This is a genomic window from Micromonospora sp. NPDC049374 (assembly GCF_040677165.1).
Taxonomy (GTDB): Bacteria; Actinomycetota; Actinomycetes; order Mycobacteriales; family Micromonosporaceae; genus Micromonospora.
This window is the reverse complement of sequence record NZ_JBFAQH010000014.1, coordinates 158353-182518: the sequence shown is the minus strand read 5'-3', so window position 1 is coordinate 182518 and position 24166 is coordinate 158353. Positions and strand designations below refer to the sequence as shown.

The following is a 24166-nucleotide window of genomic DNA, read 5'->3' as shown; positions in this document are numbered from 1 at the left end:
GTGACCTGCTGGGCTTCGCAGTCGGCGCCGGCGATCGCGAAGATCCCGTGGGGAGACGCGACTCCGTAGCATTCGCGGAGACGTCGCGTGCGCAGTGGCCCCGCGGCCTGCGCGGAACTGCAACCCACGGAGGACAGATGAATTCCGACGACGAGGCGTTTCTCCGGCAGGCGATCGACATCGCCGACCGAGCCGGCGCGGCCGGCGAACGTCCGTTCGGCTCGCTACTGGTCGGACCCGACGGTGAGGTGCTGATCTTTGACCACAACACGGTGGTCTCCGAGGCCGACATCACCGCCCACCCCGAGCTGAAGCTGGCCCGCTGGGCAGCCCGGGAACTCGACCCGGACGTGGCGGCCGGCACCACGATGTACACCAGCTGCCAACCCTGTCCGATGTGCGCCACCGCCATCGAACGCTCCGGCCTGGGCCGGGTGGTGTTCGCGCTCTCCGCCGAGCAGTTCGAGAGCGTCAAACCGTCCACCCCGGCTCCGGCCCCGGTCCGGTACGACGGACCGGCGCTGTTCGCCGAGGCCCGTCGACCGATCGAGGAGCACTACTGATCGGACGGTGAGTATGCAGACACCTGGCGGCGGGCCGGCTGCCGGGTCAAGCAGAGCAGGAGGACGCGGTCGCGGCCTCACCCGCTCCCAACTGGTCCCGGGTGCGCGGGCGTACCCCGATGGCGGACATCGCATCGCCGTAGCGCCGGTACGCCTGGTCGGCTTCACCGTGTCGACCTGCTGCCACCAACGTACCGATGAACTCGGCGTGCACCCGCTCGTCGTGGGGTTCCACCTCCAGGGCGCGGCTGAGCAGCCGCACGGTCTCGTCGAGCTGACCCAGCTGCCGCGCCAGCGACGCCAGCGTGCGCACCACCCGGAGGTAGACGCGACGCGCCTGGTCCCGGGTCGACGTCGCCCAGTCCTCGTACGCGGTGTCCTCCAGGAAGTCGCCCCGGTAGAGCTGCTCGGCGAGCAGCAGCACGGTGCGGGCGTCCTCGACGGCCCCCTGTTCGGCGAGTCGGAGGCCGTAGGCGGCATCGGCCACGAACTGCTCGATGTCGAGGTCCACGTGACCGAGATCTAGGGCCAGGCTGGCGTGCGCCGCGACGACGAAGTGGTCCGTCGGTGCGCGACGGTCGGGATCGAGCACCGAGCGGAGGGTGGACAGGGCCACGGACAGTCGGTGGCTGACCCGGCCCGGATCCTGGTCGGGCCAGAGCAACTCGCCGAGTTGCTCGCGCGGCACCGGCCGGCCGCGTCGGGCGGCGAGGATCCGCAGCAGGTCCTGCGCCTTGCGGGACTGCCATGCCGTGGCCAGCACCGGCCCCCCGTTCACCCGCAGCTCGAACCTGCCGAGGGTGCGGATGCGGACCCGGACGGTGTGGTGCCGACTGTCGATGCCCGGCGGAGGTACGCCGACCGCCGTCAGCCGCTCGGCGGCCAGGTGACCGCCGGCACGCTCCTGCGGACCTGTCCCGGGCAGCCGACCGAGCAGCACCGCCAGCCGGTCCGCCGCCACCTGTGCCTGGATGTCCCGCAGGATCATCGCCGCCTCCCGCCAGGCCCGGCGCGTGTCGTCGAGGTCGGTGGCGGCGGCACCGCGAAGTTCCAGTGCCTCGGCCAATGCGGCGTGATCACGGTGCCGACGGGCAGCCTCGGCGGCCGTCGACGCGACCTCGACCGCCCGATCCCGGTCACCCGTGGCCAGCGCCACCCAGCCGAGTGCCAGCCGGGCGGCGGCGGAGTCGGGTCCGCGTTCCAGGGCCACCGCACGTTGGGCCATGGTGATCGCCGTGGCAGCGTCCTCGGTGGCCAGGACCCGGGCGAGCCCGGCGAAGGCGGGCACCTGGGCCTGGTGATCGTTCACCGGTTCGCTGGCCCGCAGCGCCTCCTCGAAGGCCGCTCGCGCCAGGCTCCCACGGCCCCGCAGGGCGTGGATCTCACCGATTCCCACCAGGGCGTACGCGACCTTGTGCGACCCCATCCGTTGCAGGATCGGCACGGCCCGCTCGTAGCAGGCGGCGGCCTGTGCCAGTTGTCCCAGATGGAAGTACGCGGTGCCCTCGTTGCAGAGGGCCAGCGCGAGCATCGCCGCGTAACCGTTGGACTCGGCCAGTTCCACCGCCGGCCGCAGCTGGGCCAGCGCCTCCGCGTAGCGGCTCTCGCCCACCAGTGCCGACGCGCGATTGGCGCGGATCCGGGTCACCTGCACGGTGTCGCGGGCCGCCTCGGCGGCCCGCAGCGCCTTCTCGTGATGCTCGTCGGCGGCGCAGCGGTCCCCGCTCAGTTTTGCCGCCAACGCCAACGCCGCGTGCGCGGCGGCGAGTGCGTCGTCGCCACCGACCGCGACCGCCGCAGCCAGGGCCCGGCGGGCATGGTCCCGGCAGGCCGTGGCGTCTCCGGTCGTCCAGTACGCCGCCGCGGTCCAGGCGAGCAGGCGCACGTTGTCGGTGGACGCAAGCGGATCGAGTCGGCCGCGCTGGAAGATGTCGAGGGCGCGTCCCGGCTCGCCGCGCAGATAGTGCACGAGCCCGTACCGCCAGGCGAGCGCCGCGACCAGCCGCGACTGTCGCGCGGCGAGGGTGTCGTAGGTGGCGAGGGCCGCGTCGAAGTCGCCTCGGATCTGGAGGGCCTCTCCGTGCAGCAGTCGTAGCGGCGGCGTGAGCACCCGTCCGGGCAGTGACCGGCAGGCTTCGGCGATGGTCGCGGCTCCGCCCGAGGCGAGCATCGTGGCGCCGTGCTCGGCGAGCAGCCGGACGGTGGTCTCGACGGCACCACTGCGACCGGACGACCGCAGTGCCGGCACGAGGTGTCCGCGGTCGGCGTACCACGTCGCCGAACGCGCGTAAAGCCGGGTCCGCCGCGCCCCGGTCAGCGGCAGGCAGCGCCGGACGACGTCGGTGACGACCGGGACCTGGCGGTACTGCTGCCCGTCGACGGCCGTCGGAGCGACGATGCCGGCGCGGGCGAGCCAGGTCAACAGATGGCAGGCCCGCCGGTGCCCGAGATGTTGACACAGATCGGGGTGGACGGGGTCGAGGTGAGCGGCGTCCCGCAGCAGCCGCTCCGCCTCGGCCGGCAGGCCGGCGAGCACCTCCCGCATCAGGTAGGACTCCAAAGCGGTACCGGGTCCGGCCAGGTCGTCGAGGTCGGCGCCGCTGATGCCGGCCGACTTCGCCGCCAGCGCGACCAGCACCGGCCAGCCGGCGGTGGCGGCGTGCACCCGTGCCGCGAGCGTCGGGTCGGCCGTGCCGTGGTCCGCGACGAGGAGGCTCGCCACCTGTTCGGCGGTGAGCGCCAGGTCAGCTGGGCCGAGTTCGACCAACAGACCCGTCGGACGCCGGGGCATCGCCGGCGGATGGCGGGTCAGCACCGTGACCCGCAGTCGGTGTGGCAGCGCGTCCACGGTGTCGACGAGAGCCCGTAGCTGGCGGTGGGACAGTGGGGGTACGTCGTCGAGGACGAGCCAGACCGGATCGTGACCGGCCTGGTCTTCCGCGCATCGGGCACCGAGGTCGGCGAGCCGCCGAGGGTGGTCGGTGACCAGCGGGCCGGCGTCCGCGCCGTCGAACCAGTGCACCGTCCGGTCGCGCAGCCGTGCGCGTACGAAGCTGGTCTTGCCGTAGCCGGCGGCGGCCACGACAAGGGTGCACCTGTGGTTCAGCAGCCGACCTTCTCTGCTCATCCGACGCCTTCCGGTGAGACTGGTCCACCTCCATTTGGCGCCTGGCGGGACGTGGTGGGTACGTCAGCGTCGCCGTTGCGACAGCACCGATTGACGTCACCTTGACGGCGCTGTGAACCCCGCCTCCGACCATGGGTGCCGCAGCGGGCCGTCCGGTCCGCGTACCGATCAACGGAGACGAGGAGTTGTCATGAGGAGCCTGCTGTCGGGCCGTGCGGTGCTCGCCGTGCTGGTCGTCCTGCCGACCCTGGTCGCGGTGAACGCTCCGACCGCCTCGGCCGCGCCGACTGCCGCCGATCCGAAACCGGGGGCGTACGCCGAGGAGCCGGAGGACCGGGAGGTCGAGCTGGCCCGGCTGGCCTATCGCAACGGGGTACGGGTCACGTTCTCCCGGGACGAGGAATCGGGGGACTGGGGCCTGCGCGAGGATGGCCAGATCGACCGGAACGGGCCGCTGGTCAGCGACGACGCGACAAGCATGTTGGCGGCGTACCTGAGCATCACCCCGAAGGACGTGCCGGTGCCGCGCGAGTTGTTGTCGGAGCCACTGCCGGGTACACCGACTCCGCCGGGACTCAGTGACCGGCGCATCGTGCCCTCGCCGGTGGTCGCGGAGAACCTCGCCGTGCCGTCGTCGGGCGGCGCGGCCACGGCGGCGGTGTCGACCTGCTGGGACCTGTACTGGAACTCGTACCACTGGGCCGAGCTGCCCGGTTACCCCGACCCGGGCTCGGTGTGGCATCCGCAGCGGACCTACTACTCGTCAGACTTCGGCGGCATGGCCAGGTACTCCCACAGCTATCTGGCCAACTGCGGCGGTTACGCCCGTCACCGGATCTACTACAAGCAGGCGGGTTCGTACAAGAAGCACCACGACCACGCGGTGCCGTCCTGGCACTGGCAGAAGGTGAAGAAGGGCTCGGTGCACCGCTACCGCAAGGTGCTCTACGACGCCACCTCGGGTGACACCCGTAACGGCAAATACACCGGGTAGCGGGCGGATTCGTCGCCGGTGCCGGGCCACCCCGAGGGGTGGCCCGGCACCGGTGTTGGCGTCAGCGCACCTGGTCGCCCTCACCGGTACGCGCCTGGGCCTGGTCCACGCCCTTGTCGATGTGCTTGTCGTACTTGCCGCCGGTGCGCTTGTCGGCCATGTCACCGGCCCGCTCCAGCCCTTGGTCGACCTGCTTGTCGTGCTTGTCCGCGAGGTCCTTGGCCTTGTTCATGAAGTCACCCACGAGGATCCTCCTTCTTCTAGGGGGTCACCGTTGTCAGTTCCCCTGGCCCGGCGCCACAAACGCCGACAGGTCGGACGAATCGCCCGGTGCCGCCCATGACTGCCCATCTACCACTGGCCGCTCACTCGCCGGCGCGGAGCACCTCGCTCAGCCGGTCACGTCGCCGCAGCGCCGACTCGACAGGTACGACCGCGGCGGCCGCCGCCAGCAGCGCCACGCCCATCAGGCCGAGCAGCCACCACGGCAGGACCGCCGCCGGGTCGACGGCCTGGCCGGTGAGCAGCCGTAGCTCGAGCGGGCCGAGCGTCAGGCGGGCGAGCAGCGCCCCGAGCAGCGGACCGCACACCGCGACGACCACGACTGGCGGCAGCAGTTCTCCGGCGGCTACCCAGCGGGCGTCGCGTGGCCGCAGGCCGAGGGTCCGCAGGCGGCCGAGGGTCTGCCACCGCTCCGACGCGCCCGCGGCGGCGGCGAGCGTGAGGCCGAGCAGCCCCAGCGTCAGCAACACCGCGGCGGTCGTCCACGCCAGCCGGAGGATCCCTGCGGTCAGCGGAGCCACCCGCTGTGCCCGCAGGACGTCCGCGCGCAGCACGACGTCGTCGGCGACGCCGCTGTTCGACACCGCCTGCGCCGCGCCGGGGCCGGTCACCCAGACGGTATTGGGTACGGCGGGCAGCCCTGCGCCGGCGAAGGCAGCGGCGTCCACGATGACGACGTCGTCGGCGCCGCCGACGGAGGGCGCGGTACCGACCACGGCGAGGCGGATCGCCGGGGCGTCGTCCCGGGTCAGCTGCAGCCGCGTGCCGGCCGGCAGGCCGCCGTCGCTCGATCGGACCAGCACGGGGACGTCCACGGTGCCGGGACCGGGTGTCGTGAGCCGGGCCAGCGCTGGCGCGTCGGGCAGCGGAGTGGTGGCCAGCAGGCGCTGGAACGCGGCGGCGTCCACGACGACCAGGCGTGGGGTGAGCAGTGTCGATTCGGTGAAGATGCGCGACGAGTCGGTCACCTGCGCGACGACGACCTGTTCCACCCCGGGTGCGGCAGCGATGCGCTCGGCGAGTGCGGGCGTCGCGGCCTCGGCGTCGGCACCGACGTCGAGGCGGGCGTCGGCACCGACGGTGTTCCAGGCGCCGTCGGCCAGACCCCGGGCGACGGTGGTGCCGACGACAAGCGCGAACGACGCGAGCGCCGTGGCGCTGACCAGAACCAGCAGCGGCAGCGCGCGTCCGGCCGTGGCGGCCGCCCGGGCGGCACCGAACACGGCCAGCGGGCGGCGCGAGCGCAGGGCCTGTCGGAGCGCGAACCGCACTCCGACGGGCAGCAGCCGCAGCAGGACGAGCGCGCCGGCGAGCACGCCCAGAGCCACGGCGCTGATCGGTAGGACCAGGTCGCCGGCCAGTTCGCCGGTGTCGCCGTCGGCGGCGACGGGAAGCAGCCCGCGCTGGTGCAGGGTGACGAAGGCGGCGACCGCGGCGATCAGCACAGCGGCCTCCAGGGCGGCGCGGCGCAGCTGGCTGGTGGCCAGGATCCAGCGCCGAGCGGCCGGGTTGGCGGGTTGGTGCCGGCCGTGGCCGGCGCTGGCCGCGGCGAGGGTGCCGAACGCTGGCCCGGCGACGGCACCGGCCAGGACCACGGGAACGGTCCAGGTCCAGGAGGCGTCCGGTGCGGCCGTGCGGGCGAGCGCGAGCCCGACCGCGGCGGCCGACAGGGACACCACGGTGGACTCGATGATCAGTTCCGCACCGAGGTCGGGTAGCGCCGCTCCACGCTGCCGGGCGGCGCTCAGCGCCGGGGTACGACGGCGGGCCAGCAGGTCGGCGGTGAGCAGCAGGACGAGTACCGTGGCGGTCAGGATCCCGGCGAGCAGGACCGCGGCCTGCGTGGAGGCGGCGTTGATCTGGGTACGGGCGTCGCGCAGGACGGCGTCGAGCTGCGATTCGTACCGCAGGGACTGATCGCGGACGCCTGATGCGCCGGAGGCTGCCTTGAGCTTGACCACCTGGTCGCCGAGCGTCGCGGTGGCGGCCCAGGTGAGCGCGTCGGGTTCGGGGGCGAAGTGGACGGTGCGTCGCAGTTGGTCCTCGTCGAAGGCGAGCCGGGCGTCCGGCAGCGACTCACGCGACAGCAGGCCGGCGAACCGGGTGGTGCCCACGCCGTCGGCGCCGGGCACGGGGCGCAGGAGCGCCGGGGCGAGTCGCCAGGCTGGGTCGCCGCTGTCCGCCGGTCGGTAGATCCCGCTGATCCGGACGTCTTTGTCGCGACCCTGGCCGTCCTCGACCGGTATGCGGTCGCCGGGGCCGAGGTCGAGTTCGGCGGCGTCCGCCTCGGAGAGGCCGACCTGCACCGGCCAGGGCGGCCCGTCGTAGGGGATCTCGATGGACTCTTCGGGGATGGCGGGGCCGGGCGCGCTGCCGGCGATCCAGGTCACGTCCGGGCCGCCACCGTCACCGGCCAGGTAGGTGAGCTGGAAGGTACGCGGCACGCTGCCGTCGGTGATGTTGAGGATCGGGCCGCTGACCACGGTGGTGGGCGGGAGCAGCGCGGCGTCCAGGTCGGGCCCGAGCGTGTATGTCGCCCGGTCCCGGAAGTTGTCGACGTCCTCGGCGAGGCGCGGCATCCGGAACCGCCCGCCGGTCGGGCCGTCGTCGCGCTCCCAGTTGGCGCGTACGAGGACGTTCGAGTCGTGGCCGGCGCGGCGGACCGTGTCCTGGACGGCGTTGTCGGCGGCGGCACGCAGCAGCGCCGGCACGGCCCCGGCGAGCAGCGCGACGACCGCGATGACGGCGGCGGTGAGCAGCAGCGGTCCGGCGTCGGTACGGCCACGGCCACGGACGCTGGGCCAGTGCGGCGCCGGCCACCGGCGGGTCAGCCACCGGTTCACGGCGCCACCCGCAGGTGCGCGGCGTCGGCCCGGCGGACCTGGCCGATGACCACGACGGCGACCGCCAGCAGGCATCCGGCCAGCAGTACGGCCAGCAGCGCGGCCTCGGCCGGCCACGGCCAGTGTGGCTGGACGGGCGGGACAGGCGCGGCGCCGGTGTCGGAGCGTACGAGCAGGGGAGCGACGATGCGGGTGGCCAGCGCGCCGACGGCCGCGCCCGCCGCGAGCAGGGGCAGCAGAACGCCGACGTGCTGGCCGGTCAGCACGGCCCGGATGCCGCGCCGGGACATTCCCAGGCCGCGTAGCCGCGCCACCTCGACGGCGCGGACCTGGAGATCGTAGGTGACGTGCAGGACGACGCCGGCGAGCAGCAGCAGGGCCGCCGCCGGGACGATGAGCCGGAGCGCGGCCGGTAGCGCGGCGTGCAGCGGGCCGCCGGTGAGGCGGGCGGTCTCCGCCTCGCGGGTCGTGACGGTGCCCAGGTGCAGGGCGGTGGCCCGCTCGGCGACACCGGGACCGGCTGGGTGGCCGACCCACCAGGCGTCGACCGGGAAGGTCAGGTCGCCGAGGAGGGCGCGTGCGCGGGACAGCGTGTCCAGGTCGGCCAGGACGGCGACGGCGCCGGGGGCGGACGGTACGGTCGGCACGACCTCGGTGACGACGATCGAAACAGGCGTGGTGCCGACCGTGACGCTGAGCTGGCTGCCGCTGTCGGCACCGACCTCGCTGGCGAAGCGGGCGGAGACGGCGACCGGCACCGGGCCGGGGTCCGGGAAGGCGGTGGCGACGAGGTTGCGGGCGGCGTCCGGGGCGCCGCCGAGGTCGACGGTCGCCGCCATCCGCAGCGTGGTCCCCGTCGGCGTGGCGGCGAGCACCACGGTCGGGTCCCGCAATTTGCTCGGGACCGGCGGCGCGGATGTGGCGGTCCAATCCGATCCATCAGCCGATCCGGCGGGCGGCACGGTGAGGGTGACGGCTATGGCGGTGCGGCCGCCGACCGCGGACCCGGCCGGGTCCGTCGTGACCGGCAGGGACACCGCGACGAGGCGCAGTCCGTCGGTGGTCGCGCATGCGGGCAGCCGGTGCTCCCGGCCGTCGAGCGGCACCGGGGGACCGGTACACGGTATGCGCAGACCGGTGGCGTCCTGCAGCAGCAGTTGGGGCGTCACGGCGAGCGCCGTGTCGCCGGTCGCGGTTCCGCTCAGTACGAGCGGGGCACCGGCGGCAATGGTGAGTCCGGTGGCGCGGGTCTGTGGGGCGAGCATCGCTGCCACGTCCGTCCAGGTGCGGTCGTGGTCGAGCCGCCCGCGTAGCAGCGCGTCGGCGCGGGTGGTGTCGACGGCGACCAGGCGCGGCGCATCGCCGGCGGTGCCGAGCCACTGACCGACCGCGGTACCACGGTCGAGGGCCGGACTCACCGCCCCCGCGGTGGCCGCGCCGACGACCGCGCCCTCTCCGGCCACCGGCGCCGTGCTGAGGGTGAGTGCCAGGTCGGTGCCGACGGAAACCGCGGCCTGGTCGCGCTGCGACTGGTGCCATGTGGTGTGGAAGGCGAGGCCGAAGGTTGCTGTGGCGCAGGCCAGCCCGACGAGCAGCCCGGCGGCGACCGCCTGGGGCCGGCGGGCGGCCTCGGCGACCGCCAGCGGAAGCGCCAGTCCACGGGCGCGGTACGCCAGCCGGTCAGCTCCGCGCAGGGCGGGCAGTATCACCCGCAGCGCCAGGGCGGCACCTGCGGTGAGCAGCAGCGCCGGTGCGAACACCCGGACCGCGTCGGCGCGCGGGCTGGCGGCGGAGGGCTGCGCGTACAACTGCCACCATCCGGCGGCGGCGAACACCGCGAGCATCACGTCGGCGCCGGATCGGGCCAGCAGTTCGCGGCGGGTGCGCCGGTCGCCGGCTGTCGGGCCGGGCCGGATCGCCAGGACGGTGAGGACAGCGGCGAGTACCAGCGCGCCGCCAGCGACCGCGAGGACCTGGGCACCGGTGATGGCCGGCCGGACGGTCAGACCGGCGCCGTCCAGCGGAGGAAGGTGGGTCAGGCCGGCGTGCAGGGCCGACGAGGCCGGTAGCGCGAGCGCGGCGGCGACAGTGGCGACGAGCCCGGCATCGAGTGTCGCGGTGGCGGCGAGTTGGCGGCGACTGGTGCCGAGGGCGGACCGCAGGGCGGTCTCGTCGGCGCGGATGCCCGCGGTCAGCCGGCCGGCGAGGACGAGTGCCGTCGCGGCAAGCACACCGCCGAGGACGGCGATGGCGAGCACGACGGCGGCGGTGACGTGCCGTTGGTCGTCGGCGGACCGCAGGGTCAGCGGCAGGTCGGAGGCGACCCGTGCGAGCCGGACGCGGTCGCCGAGGGTGCCGGCCAGCCGGCGGTCGGCCCTGCGGACGGCCCCGGCCACCGTCTCCAGGTCGCCACGGTTGGCGTGGGACAGGTCCGGATGGGCGGTGACCTCCATCCGGTCGACGGTGGCACCGGTGGTGACCAGGTCGGCGAAGTCGACGAGGAACGGGCCGTAGGCGTTGACCGGCTGCCGGAAGCGGCCGTCCTGGTGGCCAAGGGCGGAGCCTGCCGCGGCCAGCGGGTCGCGGTCCCAGCCGCGCCCAGGCAACGGGCGTACCACACCGACGACGGTGACGTCGATGGGCGGGACGGGCGCGTGGGCCAGTTCGGCGCCGAGGCGCACCCGCTCGCCGAGGGTGAGGCCGAGCAGGTGGGCCGTGGACTCCAGCACCACCGCGTCACCACGGTCGTGCGGCCAGCGCCCGGTGACCAGCTCGGCTCGGGCCGGCAGATCGTCCAGCCCCGACAGGTACGCCTGTGCTCCGACGGTGGTGCCCGGGGCGAGTGCGGGCGGCAGCGCCCGCAGCACCGTCGACGCCCGCGCGGTGGTGGTCACCGGGAACGGTGCGAGCGCGGCAGCCACCACGGTGCGGGTGTCGGCGGCGACGGACAGCGCGTCCCGGCCCTCGACGGTGCCGGTGTAGACGGTCACGTCGACCGCGGTGGGGGCGGCGCGGGCCATGGCGACCTCAAGCGCCCGCTCGGCGGTTCGGGTGCTCAGCAGGGTGCCGGTGCCCAGCAGGGTCGCACCGACCGTGACGACCCCGATGAGGGCCGCCAGCAACGGCCACTGCGCGCGGGCACGCCGGCAGACCAGCCTCAGCATCGGCACGTCACCTGGCGTCCGGCACGGGCTCGGCCGGTTGCCCGGCTGCCTCCTCGTCGAGCTCGTCCAGCTGCCCGTCGTGGATGTGGATCACCCGGTCGGCCAAGGCCATCATCACCGGATCGTGGGTGGACACGAGTGCGGTGACGCCTTCGGATTCGACCACCCCGCGCAGCAGGGCCATCACCGACAGGCCCGTCTCGGCGTCCAGTTGCCCGGTGGGCTCGTCGGCGATCAGCAGCCGGGGTGAGGCGGCCAGCGCGCGGGCGATCGCCACCCGCTGCTGCTGGCCGCCGGACAGCTCCGCCGGCCGCTGCCGGGCGTGGTCGGCCAAGCCGACCAGCTCCAGCAGCAACTCGACCCGCCGCTCGCGCTCGGCCGGGGCGACGCGGGCCAGCCGCAGCGGGGCGGCGACGTTCTCCGCGGCCGACAGCACCGGGATCAACCCGAAGCTCTGGAAGACGTACGACACCTTCTCGCGCCGCAGCCGGGACAGGCCGTCCTCGTCGAGCGCGGTCACCTCGGTGCCGTCGACGTGCACGGTGCCGGCGTCCGGGCGATCCAGGCCGCCGACGGTGTTGAGCAGGGTGGTCTTGCCTGAGCCGGACCGGCCGACGAGCACCACCATGGAACCGGCGGCCACGTCGAACGACACGCCGCGCAGGGCGTGTACCACCGTCGGTCCGGTGCGGAAGCGCCGGTGCACGTCACGCACGCGCAGCAGCGGCTCGCTGCTCATTCGCCGCTTCCCGAGGGGCGGATCGTGATGTGGTCGGGTTCCAGGGCCAGCCGGACCCGTCGGGTCAGCGCCAGCGCCTGGCGGAAGTCGCGGGGCACCTGCACCCGCCCGGCCCGGTCCATCACGGCGTACTCCTCGGCGATCGTGTGCGTGTCGCCCACCTCGTTGGTGGTGGTGCGGCGCAGCACCTCACTGCTGGTGCGCCCGTCCCGGATCGCGACGGTCCGTTCGACCTGACCGCTGACCTGCGGGTCGTGGGTCACCACGACAACCGTGACGCCGTAGCGCCGGTTGACGTCCCGCAGCACGCCGAAGACCTCCGCGGACGTGGCGGCGTCCAGCTCGCCGGTCGGCTCGTCGGCGAGCAGGACCCGCGGCTGGTTGGCCAGCGCCACCGCGATCGCGACCCGCATCTGCTGCCCTCCGGACAGTTGCCCGGGGCGCCGATCGGCGCAGTCGGCGACACCGAGGCTGTCCAACAGTTCGGCCGCGCGCTCCCGGCGCTCCTCCTTCGCGGTACGGGCCGCCGTCATCGGCAGGTCCACCATCTCCCGTGCGGTCAGGTAGGGGATCAGGTTGCTCGCCGTCTGCTGCCGTACGAACCCGACGGTGTGCCGCCGGTAGTCCACCCGGTCCGCGCGGGACATCGCCAGCAGGTTCCACCGGTCGACCCGGACCCGCCCGGCGGTGGGGGCGTCGATGCCGGCCAGGATGGACAGCAGCGTCGACTTGCCCGACCCGGAGGCACCGACGACGGCGACCAGCTCACCGCTCTCCACCGCCAGGTCCAGCCCCTGCAGTGCCTGCACCTCGATCGAACCGCTCTGGTAGATCCGCACCAGGTTCTCACAGACGATGAGCGCGTCCCGGCCGAACTCGGGCGCCCGCGCGGATGGCTGCGGCAGGGACAGCGGTGTGCTGGACATTGCGTCCTCCGTCCGGTCGTGCCGACGCCGAGCCAGCCTCGGGTAGCGGTCAGGCCCGATCGGACACGTCGTGTCGCCAGGCCGGAACGCATGGTCACCTGATGCGTCAAGAGCCTCGATTGCCCGTGCTGACGCAGATTGAAGCAGTTTCGCAACCGCTGGCCCCGTTGACCATGCCCCAGGGCGGCTTTCCTGTTCCCACCGTCGCAAACACACCACGGCACCGCCGACCCCGCCTGGCCGCCGCCCCGCCGTACGTCCTGGCTGCACCACGGCACGTGGTCGACGGGGCGGGCGGTGTCGGGTCAGGCCGCGACGTCGAGGAACGTCGTGCCGGGCTGGTAAGGGGTGATCTCGACTCTGGTGACGAGCCCTGCGTCGATGCGGAAGCGGATGAGCGCGTACGCGTGTCCGCCGGGTGCGATGACCGCACCGGGATGACCGGCGACGAGGATCGGGACGGCGGCGGCGATCCGGTCGGCGAACGCCCTGGTTTCATCAGCGATCGCTGCGGCACCGTGGACGGTGGTCTGCCCACCCGGTGGCAGAAGCCGACGGTCGGCGGTCCGGACAGCGTCGGGCGCCAGCAGGGAGACGAGCCGGGTGAGGTCACCACCTCGCGCGGCCGCCAGAAAAGCCTCGATGATCTCGACGTGTTCGGCGCTCCGGCCGGGCTCGTCCGGTGGAGCCTGGCGGATCCGGCCGCGCGCACGGCTGGCCAGCTTCTTCGCGGCGACCGCGCTCGTGCCCAGCACGGCGGCCACCTGGGCAAAGGGCACCGCGAAGAGATCGTGGAGCACATACGCCACCCGCTGCCCGGGGGACAGTTCGGCAAGGAGCACGAGCAGCGCTCGGGACACCTCTTCGCGGCGCAGGTACGCCTCGTCGGCGCTCAACTGTTCGCTGGGCAGGTCATCGGCGATCAGCGGAAGTTCGCCCCGTCGTTCGCGGCGCCGCAGCAGGTCGAGGCACAGCCGCGCGGTCACCGTGGTGAACCAGCCCTCCGGGTTGATCACCTCTGCCGGGTCGGCTGCCTGAACCCGGGTCCACGTGGTCTGGACCGCGTCCTCGGCATCGTGTTGCGATCCGACGATTCGGTAGGCCAGCGACATCAGCCTGGGCCGGGCCGCCTCGAACTGGTCAACGAGTTCCACGGACGGGTCACCTTCCATACGTGCTCAGCGTCAGGAGTGGCGAGAGAGGTCCACTACCCGACAGGCACGCCCGTAAGGAGCCACCATGAGCCTACAGATCGTCCGATTCAACACCGAGGCCCCGCAGGTCCCACGTGTCGAGGAGGCACTCAGGAAGCTCTTTGCCGCCATCGAGGCGGCAGCGCCGACCGGTATCGACTACACGGCGGTGCGGGTGGGTGACGGCCCCGAGTTCCTGCTGACCCTGCAACTGGCTGGCGCCGGCGCCAACCCGCTTCTGGACATCCCGGAGGCCCTCGCCTTTCGGACCGAGATCGCGCGATGGGCGAACGGTCCGGTGCCGCCACAGCCGGCCACCGTACTGGGGCGGTACTCCCGTTGACCGACGTACTCGACAATGGACTGCTCGTCGCGACCGTGGGCTGCATCCTGGCCAACACCTTCGAGGGGGAGTGCCTTCCGATCTGGGATGCTCTGGCTTGTCGAAGATCCGCGGTCGGCCGCACGGACGGGCACGTGCCGATTGAGGGCCACCGGAGCATGCGCGGAGCTCATCGTGAGGGCCGACGGGCGGGGCGTGGTCGGCCATGCCGGCGCTCGTCTCCTCGCTGACGTCGCGAAGGTGACCGGCCCGGCAGGTGGTTCACCGACCTTTGCCGAGGCCAGGCAGTCCTCCGCGGCGTACCCGCGTATCACGGCCAGGCCCGAACTCGATGTCGTCGGTCGGCGGTTTGTCATCCATCTCCGCCATCGCGAGCTCGATCCGTTCCGCGCGAATCCGCGTGTCGCGTCGCTCGCGTCGTTCCGCCACCTCGTCGCTCAGTTGACGCGGGTGCCGGTGACCCTTAGCACTCATAGCGAGTAAGTGTCGCTACTCGGCGGCATGCCCTCAAGAGCCAACTGGGCCAGCACGCCTCGTCCTTCCGGCAGCCGAGTCCCTGGTCGGCCATCCGCTGTCAGCCGCCGATGAGCGCGCTACCCGACGTCGTCAACCTGGTTGGCACCGGTTGGCCGAACTGCCGCGCTGGCACCAGGACCGTCTGGCGGCGGAGGAACGGAGGCCGTCGCCGTTCTCAGGCCGGCTGCTGCTGCATGACCCAGATGGACAGGGGCTCGGTCAGGGCATGTACGACCTGCCATCCGGCACGGCGGTACATCTCGACGTTGGCCGGATTGCTGGTCTCCAGGACCGCGGGTAGACCGTCCGCGGCTGCTCGGCTGAGCCCAACGCCCATGACAGCGCGGCCCCACCGGCGACCGGCGCTGTCGGGGTGAGTGCCCAGGACACCGAGGTACCAGAACGGGTAGGTCGGTAGGGCGGCGTGCACGGCCCGGTCGTAGGCGCGGACGCGGGCGAGCGCGTCGGCGGGCAGGTGAGCGGAGAGGGCGTCGTCCGAGGACGCGTCTCCGGCTGTGGGAGGTTCCCAGATGGCGGTCGATGCGCCGTGCTCTATCGTCCAGATAGTTCCCTTCTGGACACGCTTGTCGAAGAGGTGCCCGAAGAAGGTGGCCGCATATCGCGGGTAGGTCCCCTCGTCAGGGAAGAGATACCGCAGGACAGGGTCTTCGGGGAACGAGGCGACCAGCGAGCTGAGGACACGCGCACGGTCCGCCACGGTCGCAACGGTGATGTCAGGTGGTCGCACAGCCGCTGACTCTATTCACTCCGCCGTCGCACGCCGACCGATTATCGACTCCGCCGGTGGGCGGACTCGCTCGTGTCACTGACCGCACGTCGCGCAGCGTCTCGGTGGCAGGACCACGACGGCGAGGCGGACCTTCGGGGGCTGAGGCCGGCCAGTGGGAGTTCAGCGGGCTGCGCCGCTCGCCGCTCGGTCTTGCCGATGACCGGGCACGCGGTCCTGCCGGTAGCCTGGATTCCGGGGCTACCGTGGTGCGGAGGACGCGATCGACATCGCCGACCGGGTGGGCAGCCCGGGAACTCGACCCGAAAGTGGCGACCGCACCGCGAGGTATATCCCTCGCCTGCTACTAATGATCAAAGACCCGGCCACCTGAAGGATGTCTGCATAACGGCACCCCGATGATTTACCGGGATTGACAGGCCCGGATGCGGGCCGGTAATGTCTGCCGCACCGCGAATGCAAATGCGCATGTGCACAGTCTCTGTACGCGCCACCATGGACCGCGTCCAACATGTGGATGTCTGTTGACGGACCGCCGTCACGTCGATATAGGATTCGCTGGATACTATTTTTACGTCCACTCGATGTGGATTTTGCTGTTCGCCAGAGAGATTCGGGGCACGTTGGCGTCGCCCCGCCGGAGTGAGTCGAATGTTCATCCGGAATGCTCGCCTGCCGTGAATGAGGCTGCGGCGAGTCCTTTCTGAACGTCGCGGTGGCGGCGTGTCGTTCGTTTCGTGTCACGGGGGAAGAGTCGAATGCCGTCCGAGTATGCGGTGGCAATTGTTGGTCTGGGCTCGAGAGGATGCAGCGTCTTCGAGCGTATCGTCGCGCTCGCCCGACTCGGTGTACCCGGTGCGCCCACCCGAGTGGAGATCATCGACCCGCTCTCGGACGGTCAGGGCCTGCACGGCACCGACCAGCCGGATTACCTGCTGCTCAATACGCTCTGCGGTGAGATATCCATGTATCCCGACGACGAGTCGGTCGGGTCGTACTGCGGGCCGGTCGGCCCGGATCTGCACAGCTGGGTGACCGAGCGTGGCCTCCGGCTGGCCGAGGACGGGCACACTCTCGGGCCCGCCGGCCGCCCGGTCCGGGCCACCGATTTCCTGCCCCGACGCGTCCTCGGCGAATACCTGCGCTGGTTCTTCGACGAGGTCCGCCGCGGCGTTCCCGACGGCATGCGGGTCACGGTGCACCGTTCGGCCGCCGTCGACCTCGACTCCGACCAGCGCGGCGGCGTGACCATCACCCTGGCCGACGGCACCCAGGTCCGCACCGACTACGCCTTCCTGACGATCGGACACACCGGCAACGAACCGCCGCCGGACGGTGCCGAGGAGGCCGGGGCGCACCGCCGGATCACCGACCCGTACCCGCTGCCCCGGCGGCTGGACGTGATCGGCGCGGACGAGACCGTCGCGGTCGCCGGCTTCGGACTGTCGGCCATGGACGTCATCGCCACCCTCACGGTCGGACGCGGCGGGAGGTTCGAGCGGCAGAGCGGCGCTCTGCGGTACCAGCCGAGCGGCGCCGAACCGCGGATACTGCTGTACTCCCGATCAGGCATGCCCTTCCGGGCCCGGCCGGACCGGGCGGGGATCTCCACCGCCTTCCCACCGATCGCGCTCACCCGGGCCGCGGTGCGCCGACTGCGCGACACCGGGCCGATCGACGTCGACCGGGCGATCCTGCCGCTGCTGATGATCGAGATGCGGATCGCGTACCACCGGTGCCGCACCCTGCTCAGGGACGGACCGGACGCGCAGGAGCAGTTGGCCGCCGGACTGGCCGAGGCCGCGGGTGACGGCAAGCTGGTCGCCGCGGTGGACTCGCTCGACCGGCTGCACGGCGGGATCGATCCCGCCGAACTCTGGGACGGCGCAGCCGCCGCGCGCCTGGACGACAGCGACACGTACCAGCGGTGGTTGCTGGCCACCGTCCGGGCCGACCTCGACGAGGCCGACCGGGGAGTGCTGGGCAGCCCGGTCAAGGCCGCCCTGGAGGCGGTCCGCGACGTCCGGGACTTCCTGCGCGACGCGGTCGCCGCCCAAGGGCTCACCCCGGGCTCCCGGGAGCACTTCTTCGGGCAGGTCGTGCCCCTGATGAACCGGGCCGTCGTCGGCCCGCAGAAGGATCGCCACCACGAACTGGTCACCCTGGCGGAGGCCGGCCTGATCCGGTTTCCGCTGGGGCCCGCGCCGCGCACCGCCTTCGACCCCGGCACCGGTCGCTGGGAGCTGACCTCCACCCGCCTGGCCACGGTGCACCGCGAACACGCCGACTGGCTCTGCGCCGGCAGCTCGCCCTGGCCGACCGTGCACTCCTCGGCCAGCCCATTGGTGCGCTCGTTGTACCGACGAGGACGCCTGCGGCGGCACGCGCCCGCAAGCGCCGTCGTGCACGCCGCCGACGTCGACGCGAATCTTCATCCGGTGGGCGAGGGCGGTGCCGATCCCCGTCTCTGGTTGATCGGGCCGCTGTGCGAGGGCGCCACCTTCTACAACCACCTGATCCCCACCCCGGGATACTCCCGCGCTTTCGTCGACGCACACCGCTGCGTCGCGGAGATGTTCCACAAGCAGAAAGGACTGCAGTGATGAGCACCCTGGCCGAGGCCGACGAGGCTGCCAAACACCAGTGGAACGAGGCCTATCAGCTCGACGGGCACCCCAACCTCTGGGGCGATCCGCCAGTGCCGTACGTGGTGAACGCCGCGAAGCTCTTCGCCGACCACGACGCGATGGTCGTGCTGGACCTCCCGTGTGGCGACGGACGGAACCTGTCCCCGTTGGCGCAGGCGGCGACGGTGGTGATCGGCGGCGACACGTCCGTCAACGCGATGAACCTCGCCCGTCGGGTGATCGCCAAGGCGAACGCCGACAATGTCGTCCTCCGCGCGGTGGACGTCTTCGCCACCGGACTGCCCGACGAATCCGTGGACGGCATCTTCTGCTGGGACCTGCTGGGCCACCTCACCGAGCCGGTCAAGGCGCTCCAGGAGCTGTACCGGATCTGCCGGCCCGGCGGGCACATCGTGGCGAACATGTGGACCATGAACGACTGCCAGGTCACCGACCCCGGCATGGTCGAGACCGGGCCCAAGGAGTACCTCGACCACGCCGATTTCTACTGCAAGTTCTACGACCGCGACGATCTGGCGGCGTATTTGTCGGCCAGTGGGGTCAGCGACGAAGTCGCCACGGTGGAACTGCTGCGCTGGACGGAGCCTCCGCACGCCGGTTACCGGCCCTGGTTCCACGAGCACGAGAGCCTCGCCTTCACCATTCGGAAGCGGGCCAGGCGGTGACGGGTCCGCGCCGCGCAGTGCGCGGATAACCTCGGCCCCACGCGAGCAGGTCGGCGCCGCCCTTGCCGGTGTCGACCGACCGCGCATCCTGCATTTCACCGACAACTGACACCAATCAAACGGGGACTCGATGTATCTGGGGAAGGTAACGGGCTTCGGGACAGCCAACGGAACGTTCGGGGAACTGCTGCAGGGTGTCCTGCCCGAGGAGGAACGCCACTTCCTGGTGACCCTTCCGATGGACGGGTGGGCACACGCGGCATTCCACTACCTCCCGGACAGCCCGGAGGTCGAGGTGCGGCCGGCGCACAAGACCAAGGCCCGCCGGCTGGCGACGCGCCTGCTGCGGACGTACGGGATATCCGGCGGCGGCGTGGTGGAACTCGGCGGTGCGCTGCCGGAGGGCAAGGGCCTGGCCAGTTCCTCGGCCGACCTGGTGGCCACCGCCCGGGCCATCGCCGACGCCATCGGCATTTCCCTGGACGCCGCGGCGATCGAGGGTTTCCTGCGCGACGTGGAGCCCTCCGACGGGGTGATGCATCCGGGCATCGTCAGCTACCACCATCGAGAGGTGCGGCTGCGGGAAGAGCTCGGTTTCCTGCCGCCGCTCACCATCGTGGCGCACGACCTCGGCGGCATGGTCGACACGATCCGGTTCAACCGGGCAACCGCCCTGCCCCCGATGCGGGTCCGCCACGAGTACCGGGCGCTGCTCGACGAGCTGGCCGCCGCCGTGCGCACCGGTGACCTGACCACGGTCGGCCGGATCGCCACCCGCAGCGCCGAGTTGCACGTGCACCAACATCCCCGTGCCGACTTCGCGCAGATGCGTCGGCTGTGCCGTGAGGTCGGCGGCCTAGGGCTGGCCATCGCACACAGCGGTACCTACCTCGGTATCCTGCTCGGCGAACACCGAGAGGGCGAGGAGCGGACCGCCGCCGCCCTCGCCCGCTGCGCCGAGCTGCCCGGAAAGGTGCGGGTTTTCCGCACCCTCGGCGCCGCCGACTATCCGAGCGTGCCCGCCGCCGTCGGGCGCGTGAGCCGGTGCGGCGAAGGGCTGACCGAGCTGCGCGAGCAGGTACGCGAAGGGATGCCGACGTGAGTACGACAGGCACGATCGCGGATCGGAGTTGGCCGCGGGCGCGTACCGCCGTCCTCCGCGACGCGGTCGGGGTCGGCGTGGCCGTCGGCGCGCTCGGGCTCTCCTTCGGCGCGCTGTCGGTACTGGCCGGCTTCTCCGTCGCGCAGACCTGTGCGCTGTCGCTGCTGATGTTCTCCGGTGCGTCGCAGTTCGCCGTGATCGGGGTGATGGGTGCCGGGGGTGGGGCACTGACCGGCGCGGCGACGGCCACCCTGTTGGGGGTGCGGAACAGCCTCTACGGCCTGAATCTGGCGTCCCTGCTGCGGCTTCGCGGGGTACGGCGTCTGGTCGGCGCGCACCTGGTGCTCGACGAGAGTTCGGCGATGGCGATGGCCCGCAACGACCCGCGCGAGGCCCGTCTGGCGTTCTGGGCCACCGGGATCTCCGTCCTTGTCCTCTGGAACATCGCCACGCTGGCCGGTGCGCTCGGCGCACACGTGCTGCCCGACCCGGAAGCACTCGGACTCGACGTGGCCGCACCGGCCGCGTTCGTCGCCCTGCTGCTGCCGCGACTGCGCGGCCGGCGGCTGTGGGCACTCGCCGTCGCCGCGGCGGTGATCGCGCTGATCATGGTGCCGTTGGTGCCGGCCGGGATGCCGGTACTGGTGGCCGGGTTGACCGCCGTCGTCGCGGCGTTCGCTGCCCGCTCGGCGGGTGACCGCTGATGTGGACCGCGATCCTGCTGGGCACCCTCGGGGTGTACCTGCTCAAGCTCGTCGGGCTCTGCGTACCCAGGTCGGTGCTGGAGCAGCCACAGGTGCAGGAGGCCTCGGCGTTGCTGCCGGTGGCGCTGCTGGCTGCCCTGGTCGCGGTGCAGACCTTCGCCGCCGGCCACGACCTGGTGATCGACGCGCGCGCCGCCGGATTCGGCGTCGCCCTGGTGGCGGCGTTGCTGCGGGCACCGTTCCTACTGGTCGTCGCGCTCGGCGCCGGTACCGCGGCCGTGCTGCGTCTGATCACTTAGCGCCACCGGGTGTTTGTCCTCGGTGTCCACCGCACGAATAATCGTGGTGCAGATGACCACACGAGTGCTGAAGGGGGACGGAGTGGCGGGCCGCCGACGGTCGCCCTCCCCATCAACCTATGGGTATTGATCACCACGGCCGGACCCAACGGCTGGACTGGGCAGACGTCACACTCCGCGAATGGGACTGCACGGTCCTGTCGTCGGATCCGGCGGATCCCGACCACGGCATCGTGCTGGACCGGTCCGCGTTCTATCCCGGCGGTGGCGGTCAGCCGCCGGACCACGGCGTGCTGATCTGGCAGGGCGTGCAGACGCGGATCGTCGGCACCCGCAAGGGCGACGACCTCTACCTGTTGCCTGCGCCCGGGGATCCGGTGCCCCCGGTCGGCACCACGGTGACCGGTGCGATCGACGACGACCGCCGTACCTCGCTGATGCGCACCCACTCGGGCCTGCACGTGCTCTGTGGCACCGTCTTCCGCGACTTCAACGTCCTGGTGACCGGTAGCAACATGGAGCCCGGTGAGGCCCGGATGGACTTCAACCTGCCGGAGATCCCGCCGGGCTTCAAACAGAGCCTGGAGGACGCGGTGAATGCCGAGATCGCCGCGGACCGCAAGATCGTCGTTCGGATGCTCTCCCGGGAGGAGGCGAACGCGACTCCCGACCTGGTGCGGACCCAGTTCAAGGCACCACCGGAACTGCCTCAGGTGCGGGTGGTCGACATCGTCGGGCTCGACGTGCAGGCCGACGGGGGCACCCACGTGGCGTCGACCGGCCAGATCGGGCGGGTGAGCGTCACCAAGGTCGAGAGCAAGGGCCGGCAGAACCGGCGGGTCCGGATCAAACTGAGTTCCTGACGCCCGGAGTTGGGCCGGTGGTGGTGACGCCACCGGCCTTCGCCGTCGACCGCTGCTGCGCCAGCAGCATCGCCCCAACCGCACACCGGTCAGCGGGCGTCGGGCAGTTCGCGCCGCAGGATCTCGGGCCACTGCCGCGGATCATCGCCGAGGTAGCCGTGGACCCAGTGCAGCCAGCGGTCCATGCCGAAGCCGACACACGCCGACGACGCCGTCGCTCCGGTGGCTTCGGTCATCGCGAAGCCCTGACCGAAGTGCTGTTGGTGCAGGTTGACGGAGCTGACCGCGACAGCGGCACCGCTGCCCACCATCCGCCCGCACACCTCCTGCTTGAGATCCCAGGTGGCCTGGTAACCGGCGAGGTCGGCACGGCTGTCGGTGAAGAACGGGTCGTTGGCCGAGCCGACCCGTGCCGGCAGCCCCAACTCCCGGACCACCTCGGTGAGATCGGTGAGCGCCCGGTCGCGGAAGCGGCGGGCGCCGGCCCGGTCACCCACGTAGACCACCTCGCGCATGTCGAACGACCAGAGCCGGGTGGCCTCGGCCGTGGTGCCGGCCTCATACCGACCGCACGACTGACGGGCGGTGGCGATCAGCGGCTCGCTGAGCCGGGTGCCGCCGAGCGCGGCGAACAGGTGCAGGCACACGGTCGGTGCCACCGCCACCGGCGCCTCCCGCAGCTCGGCCCGCCGCTCGGCGGCGGTGCGGGCCCGGGCGAAGCGGTCCAGTGCCGGCAGGTCGGAGGCCACCACCGCGCAGGTGGTCAGGTGCTGCGGGAAGGTACGGGCGTAACCGGCCCGCTCGATGGTCTCCCAGGCCACCAGATGGGGGACCAGGTACTCCTCGGCACCCCAGCGCCGGGCCAGGCGGAGAAAGAGCCCGTCCAGGGCACGGACGAGCCGGGCCGAACCTGGACCGTGCACGGCCAGGCCGGGCCCGACGGCGAAGCGGGGCGGGCCGCCGTCGGCACCGGCGACCGGGGCCACGTCGGCGGACCAGGCGTCGTACACGACCCGGGCCTGCCGCGCCGGCACGACGCGGGCCCGCTCCAGGGCCTCGGTCAGCCGCTTACCGACCTTCTCTGCCACGCTGTCGTCGACGTGGTAGACCACAGTGAGCTGGTCGGCGTGATCACATTCCCACGACCATGCCTCGTCGAGGCAGTAGGGGAGCAGATCGTCGAAACACCGCCGGCCGTCCGGCGTGAGGCGGACCTCGGCCTGCCACACCCGTGGTGCCGGCGTCACGATCGGGGCGCTCATCGTCGGCTCCGGGGCCGACAGTCCAGCCGCAGTCCGGTGGCGGCGCGGAAGCCGCGTCCGCGTACCGCAGGGATGGGACCGAGCGGGTGCACCTCCGCCACCCGCTCCACCAGCGCCGCCAGCACGACTTCCAGCTCGGCCTGGGCGAGACCCATGCCGAGGCAGACGTGCCGGCCGGCACCGAAGGCCAGGGACGGTCGGTCCCGGCGGGTGTGATCGAACCGGTGCGGGTCCGGATAGATCCCCGGGTCCCGGTTGGCGGCGGCCAGGCAGACCTGGACCGGAGTGGCCCGTGGAATCGGTACGCCGGCCAACTCGACGTCGGAAGCCGCGAACCGCAACGTCACATGCAGCGGTGGCTCGTGCCGCAGCGTCTCGGCGACGACCGCCGGGACCAGTGCAGGGTCGGCGGCCACCCCGGCGTACAGCGCGGGATCCCCGGCCAGCCGGGCGAAGAGGTTGGTGATCGCCGCCGCGGTCGTCTCGGTACCCGCGGCCAGCAGCAGGATCGCGTTGTTGACGACGTCGGCCTCCGTCAGCACCTCGTCGGCGGCGAGGACGGCGAGGATGCCTGCGTGATCCGTGCCGGCGGCGATCCGGCTGCGGAAGTACGCGGCGAGTTCCCGCCGCCGCTGCACCACCGTCGCCAGCGGCACCGGCGCGTGGTCGACGTACTCGACGAGGGGTCGCATGGCCTCGTGCAGCCACTCGGCGTCCCCGTCGGGCAGCCCCATGAAGCGGCACACCACCCGCATCGGCAGGGTGGTGGCCAGCCGGTCGGCGAGGTCCGGGCGGGCGTCGGCCAGCAGGTCGTCCAGAGTCGCCGCGGCCAGCGGAGCGATGATGTCGCGGGCGAACTCGGCCACCTTCCGGGGACGCAGGACCCCGGCCGTCGCCGCCCGAGCCCGGGTGTGCGCCGACCCCTCCTGGTCGAGCATGGACGGCCCGAACGCCCGCCGGCTGGTGCGGAACGGGTGGTAGACGGTGAAGTCCGGCGAGGTGACGACCCGGCGCACCAGGTCGTACCCGACCACGAAGTACGAGTCCAGGGCGGGAACGAACGACACCGGTTGGTGCTCGCGGTGCCAGTCGTACAGCGGCCAGGGATTGGTCTGGAAGACCGGATCGGCGAAGTTCAGTTCACCGGCCGGCCCGGCGGTCAGATCGACCGTCGGCATGGAACCC

20 protein-coding genes are annotated in these 24166 nt (G+C 72.3%); 10 read left to right on the top strand and 10 right to left on the bottom strand.

All coding sequences use genetic code 11. From position 1 onward, the window contains the following. The first annotated feature begins 137 nt into the window (after positions 1-137). The gene (locus AB0J93_RS22880; protein WP_363924360.1) at positions 138-563 is read left to right on the top strand and encodes a nucleoside deaminase; all 426 of its coding nucleotides are present in this window, start codon (positions 138-140) and stop codon (positions 561-563) included. A gap of 46 nt (positions 564-609) precedes the next feature. Here AB0J93_RS22880 and AB0J93_RS22875 read toward each other — a convergent pair whose 3' ends face one another. Further along, entirely contained in the window at positions 610-3690 is a 3081-nt protein-coding gene (locus AB0J93_RS22875) for a BTAD domain-containing putative transcriptional regulator (protein WP_363924359.1), read from the bottom strand. Positions 3691-3880: 190 nt separating this feature from the next. Here AB0J93_RS22875 and AB0J93_RS22870 point away from each other — a divergent pair, with 190 nt between their 5' ends. After that, complete coding sequence (locus tag AB0J93_RS22870) at positions 3881-4684, top strand: hypothetical protein (RefSeq protein WP_363924358.1); 804 nt, start codon at positions 3881-3883, stop codon at positions 4682-4684. Between the two features lie 61 nt (positions 4685-4745). Here AB0J93_RS22870 and AB0J93_RS22865 read toward each other — a convergent pair whose 3' ends face one another. The 6 genes from AB0J93_RS22865 to AB0J93_RS22840 all read right to left on the bottom strand — a co-directional run bounded on the left by AB0J93_RS22865 (position 4746) and on the right by AB0J93_RS22840 (position 13792). After that, positions 4746-4928, bottom strand: coding sequence for an antitoxin (locus AB0J93_RS22865; protein ID WP_363924357.1), 183 nt, complete (start codon positions 4926-4928; stop codon positions 4746-4748). A gap of 121 nt (positions 4929-5049) precedes the next feature. Next, positions 5050-7809 (bottom strand): FtsX-like permease family protein, encoded by a 2760-nt coding sequence (locus AB0J93_RS22860; protein WP_363924356.1) that lies wholly within the window; start codon positions 7807-7809, stop codon positions 5050-5052. Continuing rightward, entirely contained in the window at positions 7806-10973 is a 3168-nt protein-coding gene (locus AB0J93_RS22855) for a permease (RefSeq protein ID WP_363924355.1), read from the bottom strand. The genes AB0J93_RS22860 and AB0J93_RS22855 overlap by 4 nt, the downstream gene beginning before the upstream one ends. A 7-nt stretch (positions 10974-10980) precedes the next feature. Next, complete coding sequence (locus AB0J93_RS22850; RefSeq protein ID WP_363924354.1) at positions 10981-11712, bottom strand: ABC transporter ATP-binding protein; 732 nt, start codon at positions 11710-11712, stop codon at positions 10981-10983. Beyond that, the gene (locus AB0J93_RS22845) at positions 11709-12638 is read right to left on the bottom strand and encodes an ABC transporter ATP-binding protein (RefSeq protein ID WP_363924353.1); all 930 of its coding nucleotides are present in this window, start codon (positions 12636-12638) and stop codon (positions 11709-11711) included. The genes AB0J93_RS22850 and AB0J93_RS22845 overlap by 4 nt, the downstream gene beginning before the upstream one ends. 305 nt (positions 12639-12943) lie before the next feature. After that, the gene (locus AB0J93_RS22840; RefSeq protein ID WP_363924352.1) at positions 12944-13792 is read right to left on the bottom strand and encodes a sigma-70 family RNA polymerase sigma factor; all 849 of its coding nucleotides are present in this window, start codon (positions 13790-13792) and stop codon (positions 12944-12946) included. Between the two features lie 85 nt (positions 13793-13877). Here AB0J93_RS22840 and AB0J93_RS22835 point away from each other — a divergent pair, with 85 nt between their 5' ends. Beyond that, on the top strand, positions 13878-14174 hold the full coding sequence (locus AB0J93_RS22835; protein ID WP_363924351.1) for a hypothetical protein: 297 nt from the start codon (positions 13878-13880) through the stop codon (positions 14172-14174). Positions 14175-14348: 174 nt separating this feature from the next. Then, positions 14349-14657, top strand: a complete 309-nt coding sequence (locus AB0J93_RS22830) for a hypothetical protein (RefSeq protein ID WP_363924350.1) — start codon at positions 14349-14351, stop codon at positions 14655-14657. A gap of 208 nt (positions 14658-14865) precedes the next feature. On the opposite strand, the gene AB0J93_RS22825 is transcribed toward AB0J93_RS22830, so the two are convergent. Then, positions 14866-15438 (bottom strand): N-acetyltransferase, encoded by a 573-nt coding sequence (locus AB0J93_RS22825; RefSeq protein WP_363924349.1) that lies wholly within the window; start codon positions 15436-15438, stop codon positions 14866-14868. Positions 15439-16196: 758 nt separating this feature from the next. Here AB0J93_RS22825 and AB0J93_RS22820 point away from each other — a divergent pair. From AB0J93_RS22820 to AB0J93_RS22795, 6 genes are all read left to right on the top strand, one after another. Continuing rightward, a complete protein-coding gene (locus AB0J93_RS22820) occupies positions 16197-18041 on the top strand; it encodes an FAD/NAD(P)-binding protein (RefSeq protein ID WP_363924348.1) in 1845 nt (614 codons plus the stop codon). Then, positions 18041-18751 carry a class I SAM-dependent methyltransferase gene (locus AB0J93_RS22815; RefSeq protein ID WP_363924347.1) on the top strand — a complete coding sequence of 237 codons (711 nt, stop codon included), beginning with the start codon at positions 18041-18043 and terminating at the stop codon, positions 18749-18751. Before AB0J93_RS22820 ends, AB0J93_RS22815 begins: the two co-directional genes overlap by 1 nt. Before the next feature lie 130 nt (positions 18752-18881). Continuing rightward, entirely contained in the window at positions 18882-19853 is a 972-nt protein-coding gene (locus tag AB0J93_RS22810) for a kinase (RefSeq protein ID WP_363924346.1), read from the top strand. Then, positions 19850-20557 (top strand): AzlC family ABC transporter permease, encoded by a 708-nt coding sequence (locus tag AB0J93_RS22805; RefSeq protein WP_363924345.1) that lies wholly within the window; start codon positions 19850-19852, stop codon positions 20555-20557. Before AB0J93_RS22810 ends, AB0J93_RS22805 begins: the two co-directional genes overlap by 4 nt. After that, the gene (locus tag AB0J93_RS22800) at positions 20557-20856 is read left to right on the top strand and encodes an AzlD domain-containing protein (RefSeq protein ID WP_363924344.1); all 300 of its coding nucleotides are present in this window, start codon (positions 20557-20559) and stop codon (positions 20854-20856) included. The genes AB0J93_RS22805 and AB0J93_RS22800 overlap by 1 nt, the downstream gene beginning before the upstream one ends. Positions 20857-20975: 119 nt before the next feature. After that, the gene (locus tag AB0J93_RS22795; RefSeq protein ID WP_363924343.1) at positions 20976-21719 is read left to right on the top strand and encodes an alanyl-tRNA editing protein; all 744 of its coding nucleotides are present in this window, start codon (positions 20976-20978) and stop codon (positions 21717-21719) included. A gap of 89 nt (positions 21720-21808) precedes the next feature. Here the strand turns inward: AB0J93_RS22795 and AB0J93_RS22790 are convergent, their stop codons facing one another. Together AB0J93_RS22790 and AB0J93_RS22785 are read right to left on the bottom strand one after the other, a co-directional pair. After that, positions 21809-22981 (bottom strand): hypothetical protein, encoded by a 1173-nt coding sequence (locus tag AB0J93_RS22790; protein ID WP_363924342.1) that lies wholly within the window; start codon positions 22979-22981, stop codon positions 21809-21811. Next, a complete protein-coding gene (locus AB0J93_RS22785; protein ID WP_363924341.1) occupies positions 22978-24159 on the bottom strand; it encodes a cytochrome P450 in 1182 nt (393 codons plus the stop codon). The genes AB0J93_RS22790 and AB0J93_RS22785 overlap by 4 nt, the downstream gene beginning before the upstream one ends. Positions 24160-24166: the final 7 nt, after the last annotated feature.

Coding starts and splice junctions, on each gene's coding strand:
- AB0J93_RS22800 (WP_363924344.1), top strand. CDS start 20,557: ATGTGGACCGCGATCCTGCTGGGCACCCTCGGGGTGTACCTGCTCAAG.
- AB0J93_RS22810 (WP_363924346.1), top strand. CDS start 18,882: ATGTATCTGGGGAAGGTAACGGGCTTCGGGACAGCCAACGGAACGTTC.
- AB0J93_RS22850 (WP_363924354.1), bottom strand. CDS start 11,712: ATGAGCAGCGAGCCGCTGCTGCGCGTGCGTGACGTGCACCGGCGCTTC.
- AB0J93_RS22785 (WP_363924341.1), bottom strand. CDS start 24,159: ATGCCGACGGTCGATCTGACCGCCGGGCCGGCCGGTGAACTGAACTTC.
- AB0J93_RS22815 (WP_363924347.1), top strand. CDS start 18,041: ATGAGCACCCTGGCCGAGGCCGACGAGGCTGCCAAACACCAGTGGAAC.
- AB0J93_RS22795 (WP_363924343.1), top strand. CDS start 20,976: ATGGGTATTGATCACCACGGCCGGACCCAACGGCTGGACTGGGCAGAC.
- AB0J93_RS22880 (WP_363924360.1), top strand. CDS start 138: ATGAATTCCGACGACGAGGCGTTTCTCCGGCAGGCGATCGACATCGCC.
- AB0J93_RS22855 (WP_363924355.1), bottom strand. CDS start 10,973: ATGCTGAGGCTGGTCTGCCGGCGTGCCCGCGCGCAGTGGCCGTTGCTG.
- AB0J93_RS22835 (WP_363924351.1), top strand. CDS start 13,878: ATGAGCCTACAGATCGTCCGATTCAACACCGAGGCCCCGCAGGTCCCA.
- AB0J93_RS22820 (WP_363924348.1), top strand. CDS start 16,197: ATGCCGTCCGAGTATGCGGTGGCAATTGTTGGTCTGGGCTCGAGAGGA.
- AB0J93_RS22875 (WP_363924359.1), bottom strand. CDS start 3,690: ATGAGCAGAGAAGGTCGGCTGCTGAACCACAGGTGCACCCTTGTCGTG.
- AB0J93_RS22870 (WP_363924358.1), top strand. CDS start 3,881: ATGAGGAGCCTGCTGTCGGGCCGTGCGGTGCTCGCCGTGCTGGTCGTC.
- AB0J93_RS22790 (WP_363924342.1), bottom strand. CDS start 22,981: ATGAGCGCCCCGATCGTGACGCCGGCACCACGGGTGTGGCAGGCCGAG.
- AB0J93_RS22845 (WP_363924353.1), bottom strand. CDS start 12,638: ATGTCCAGCACACCGCTGTCCCTGCCGCAGCCATCCGCGCGGGCGCCC.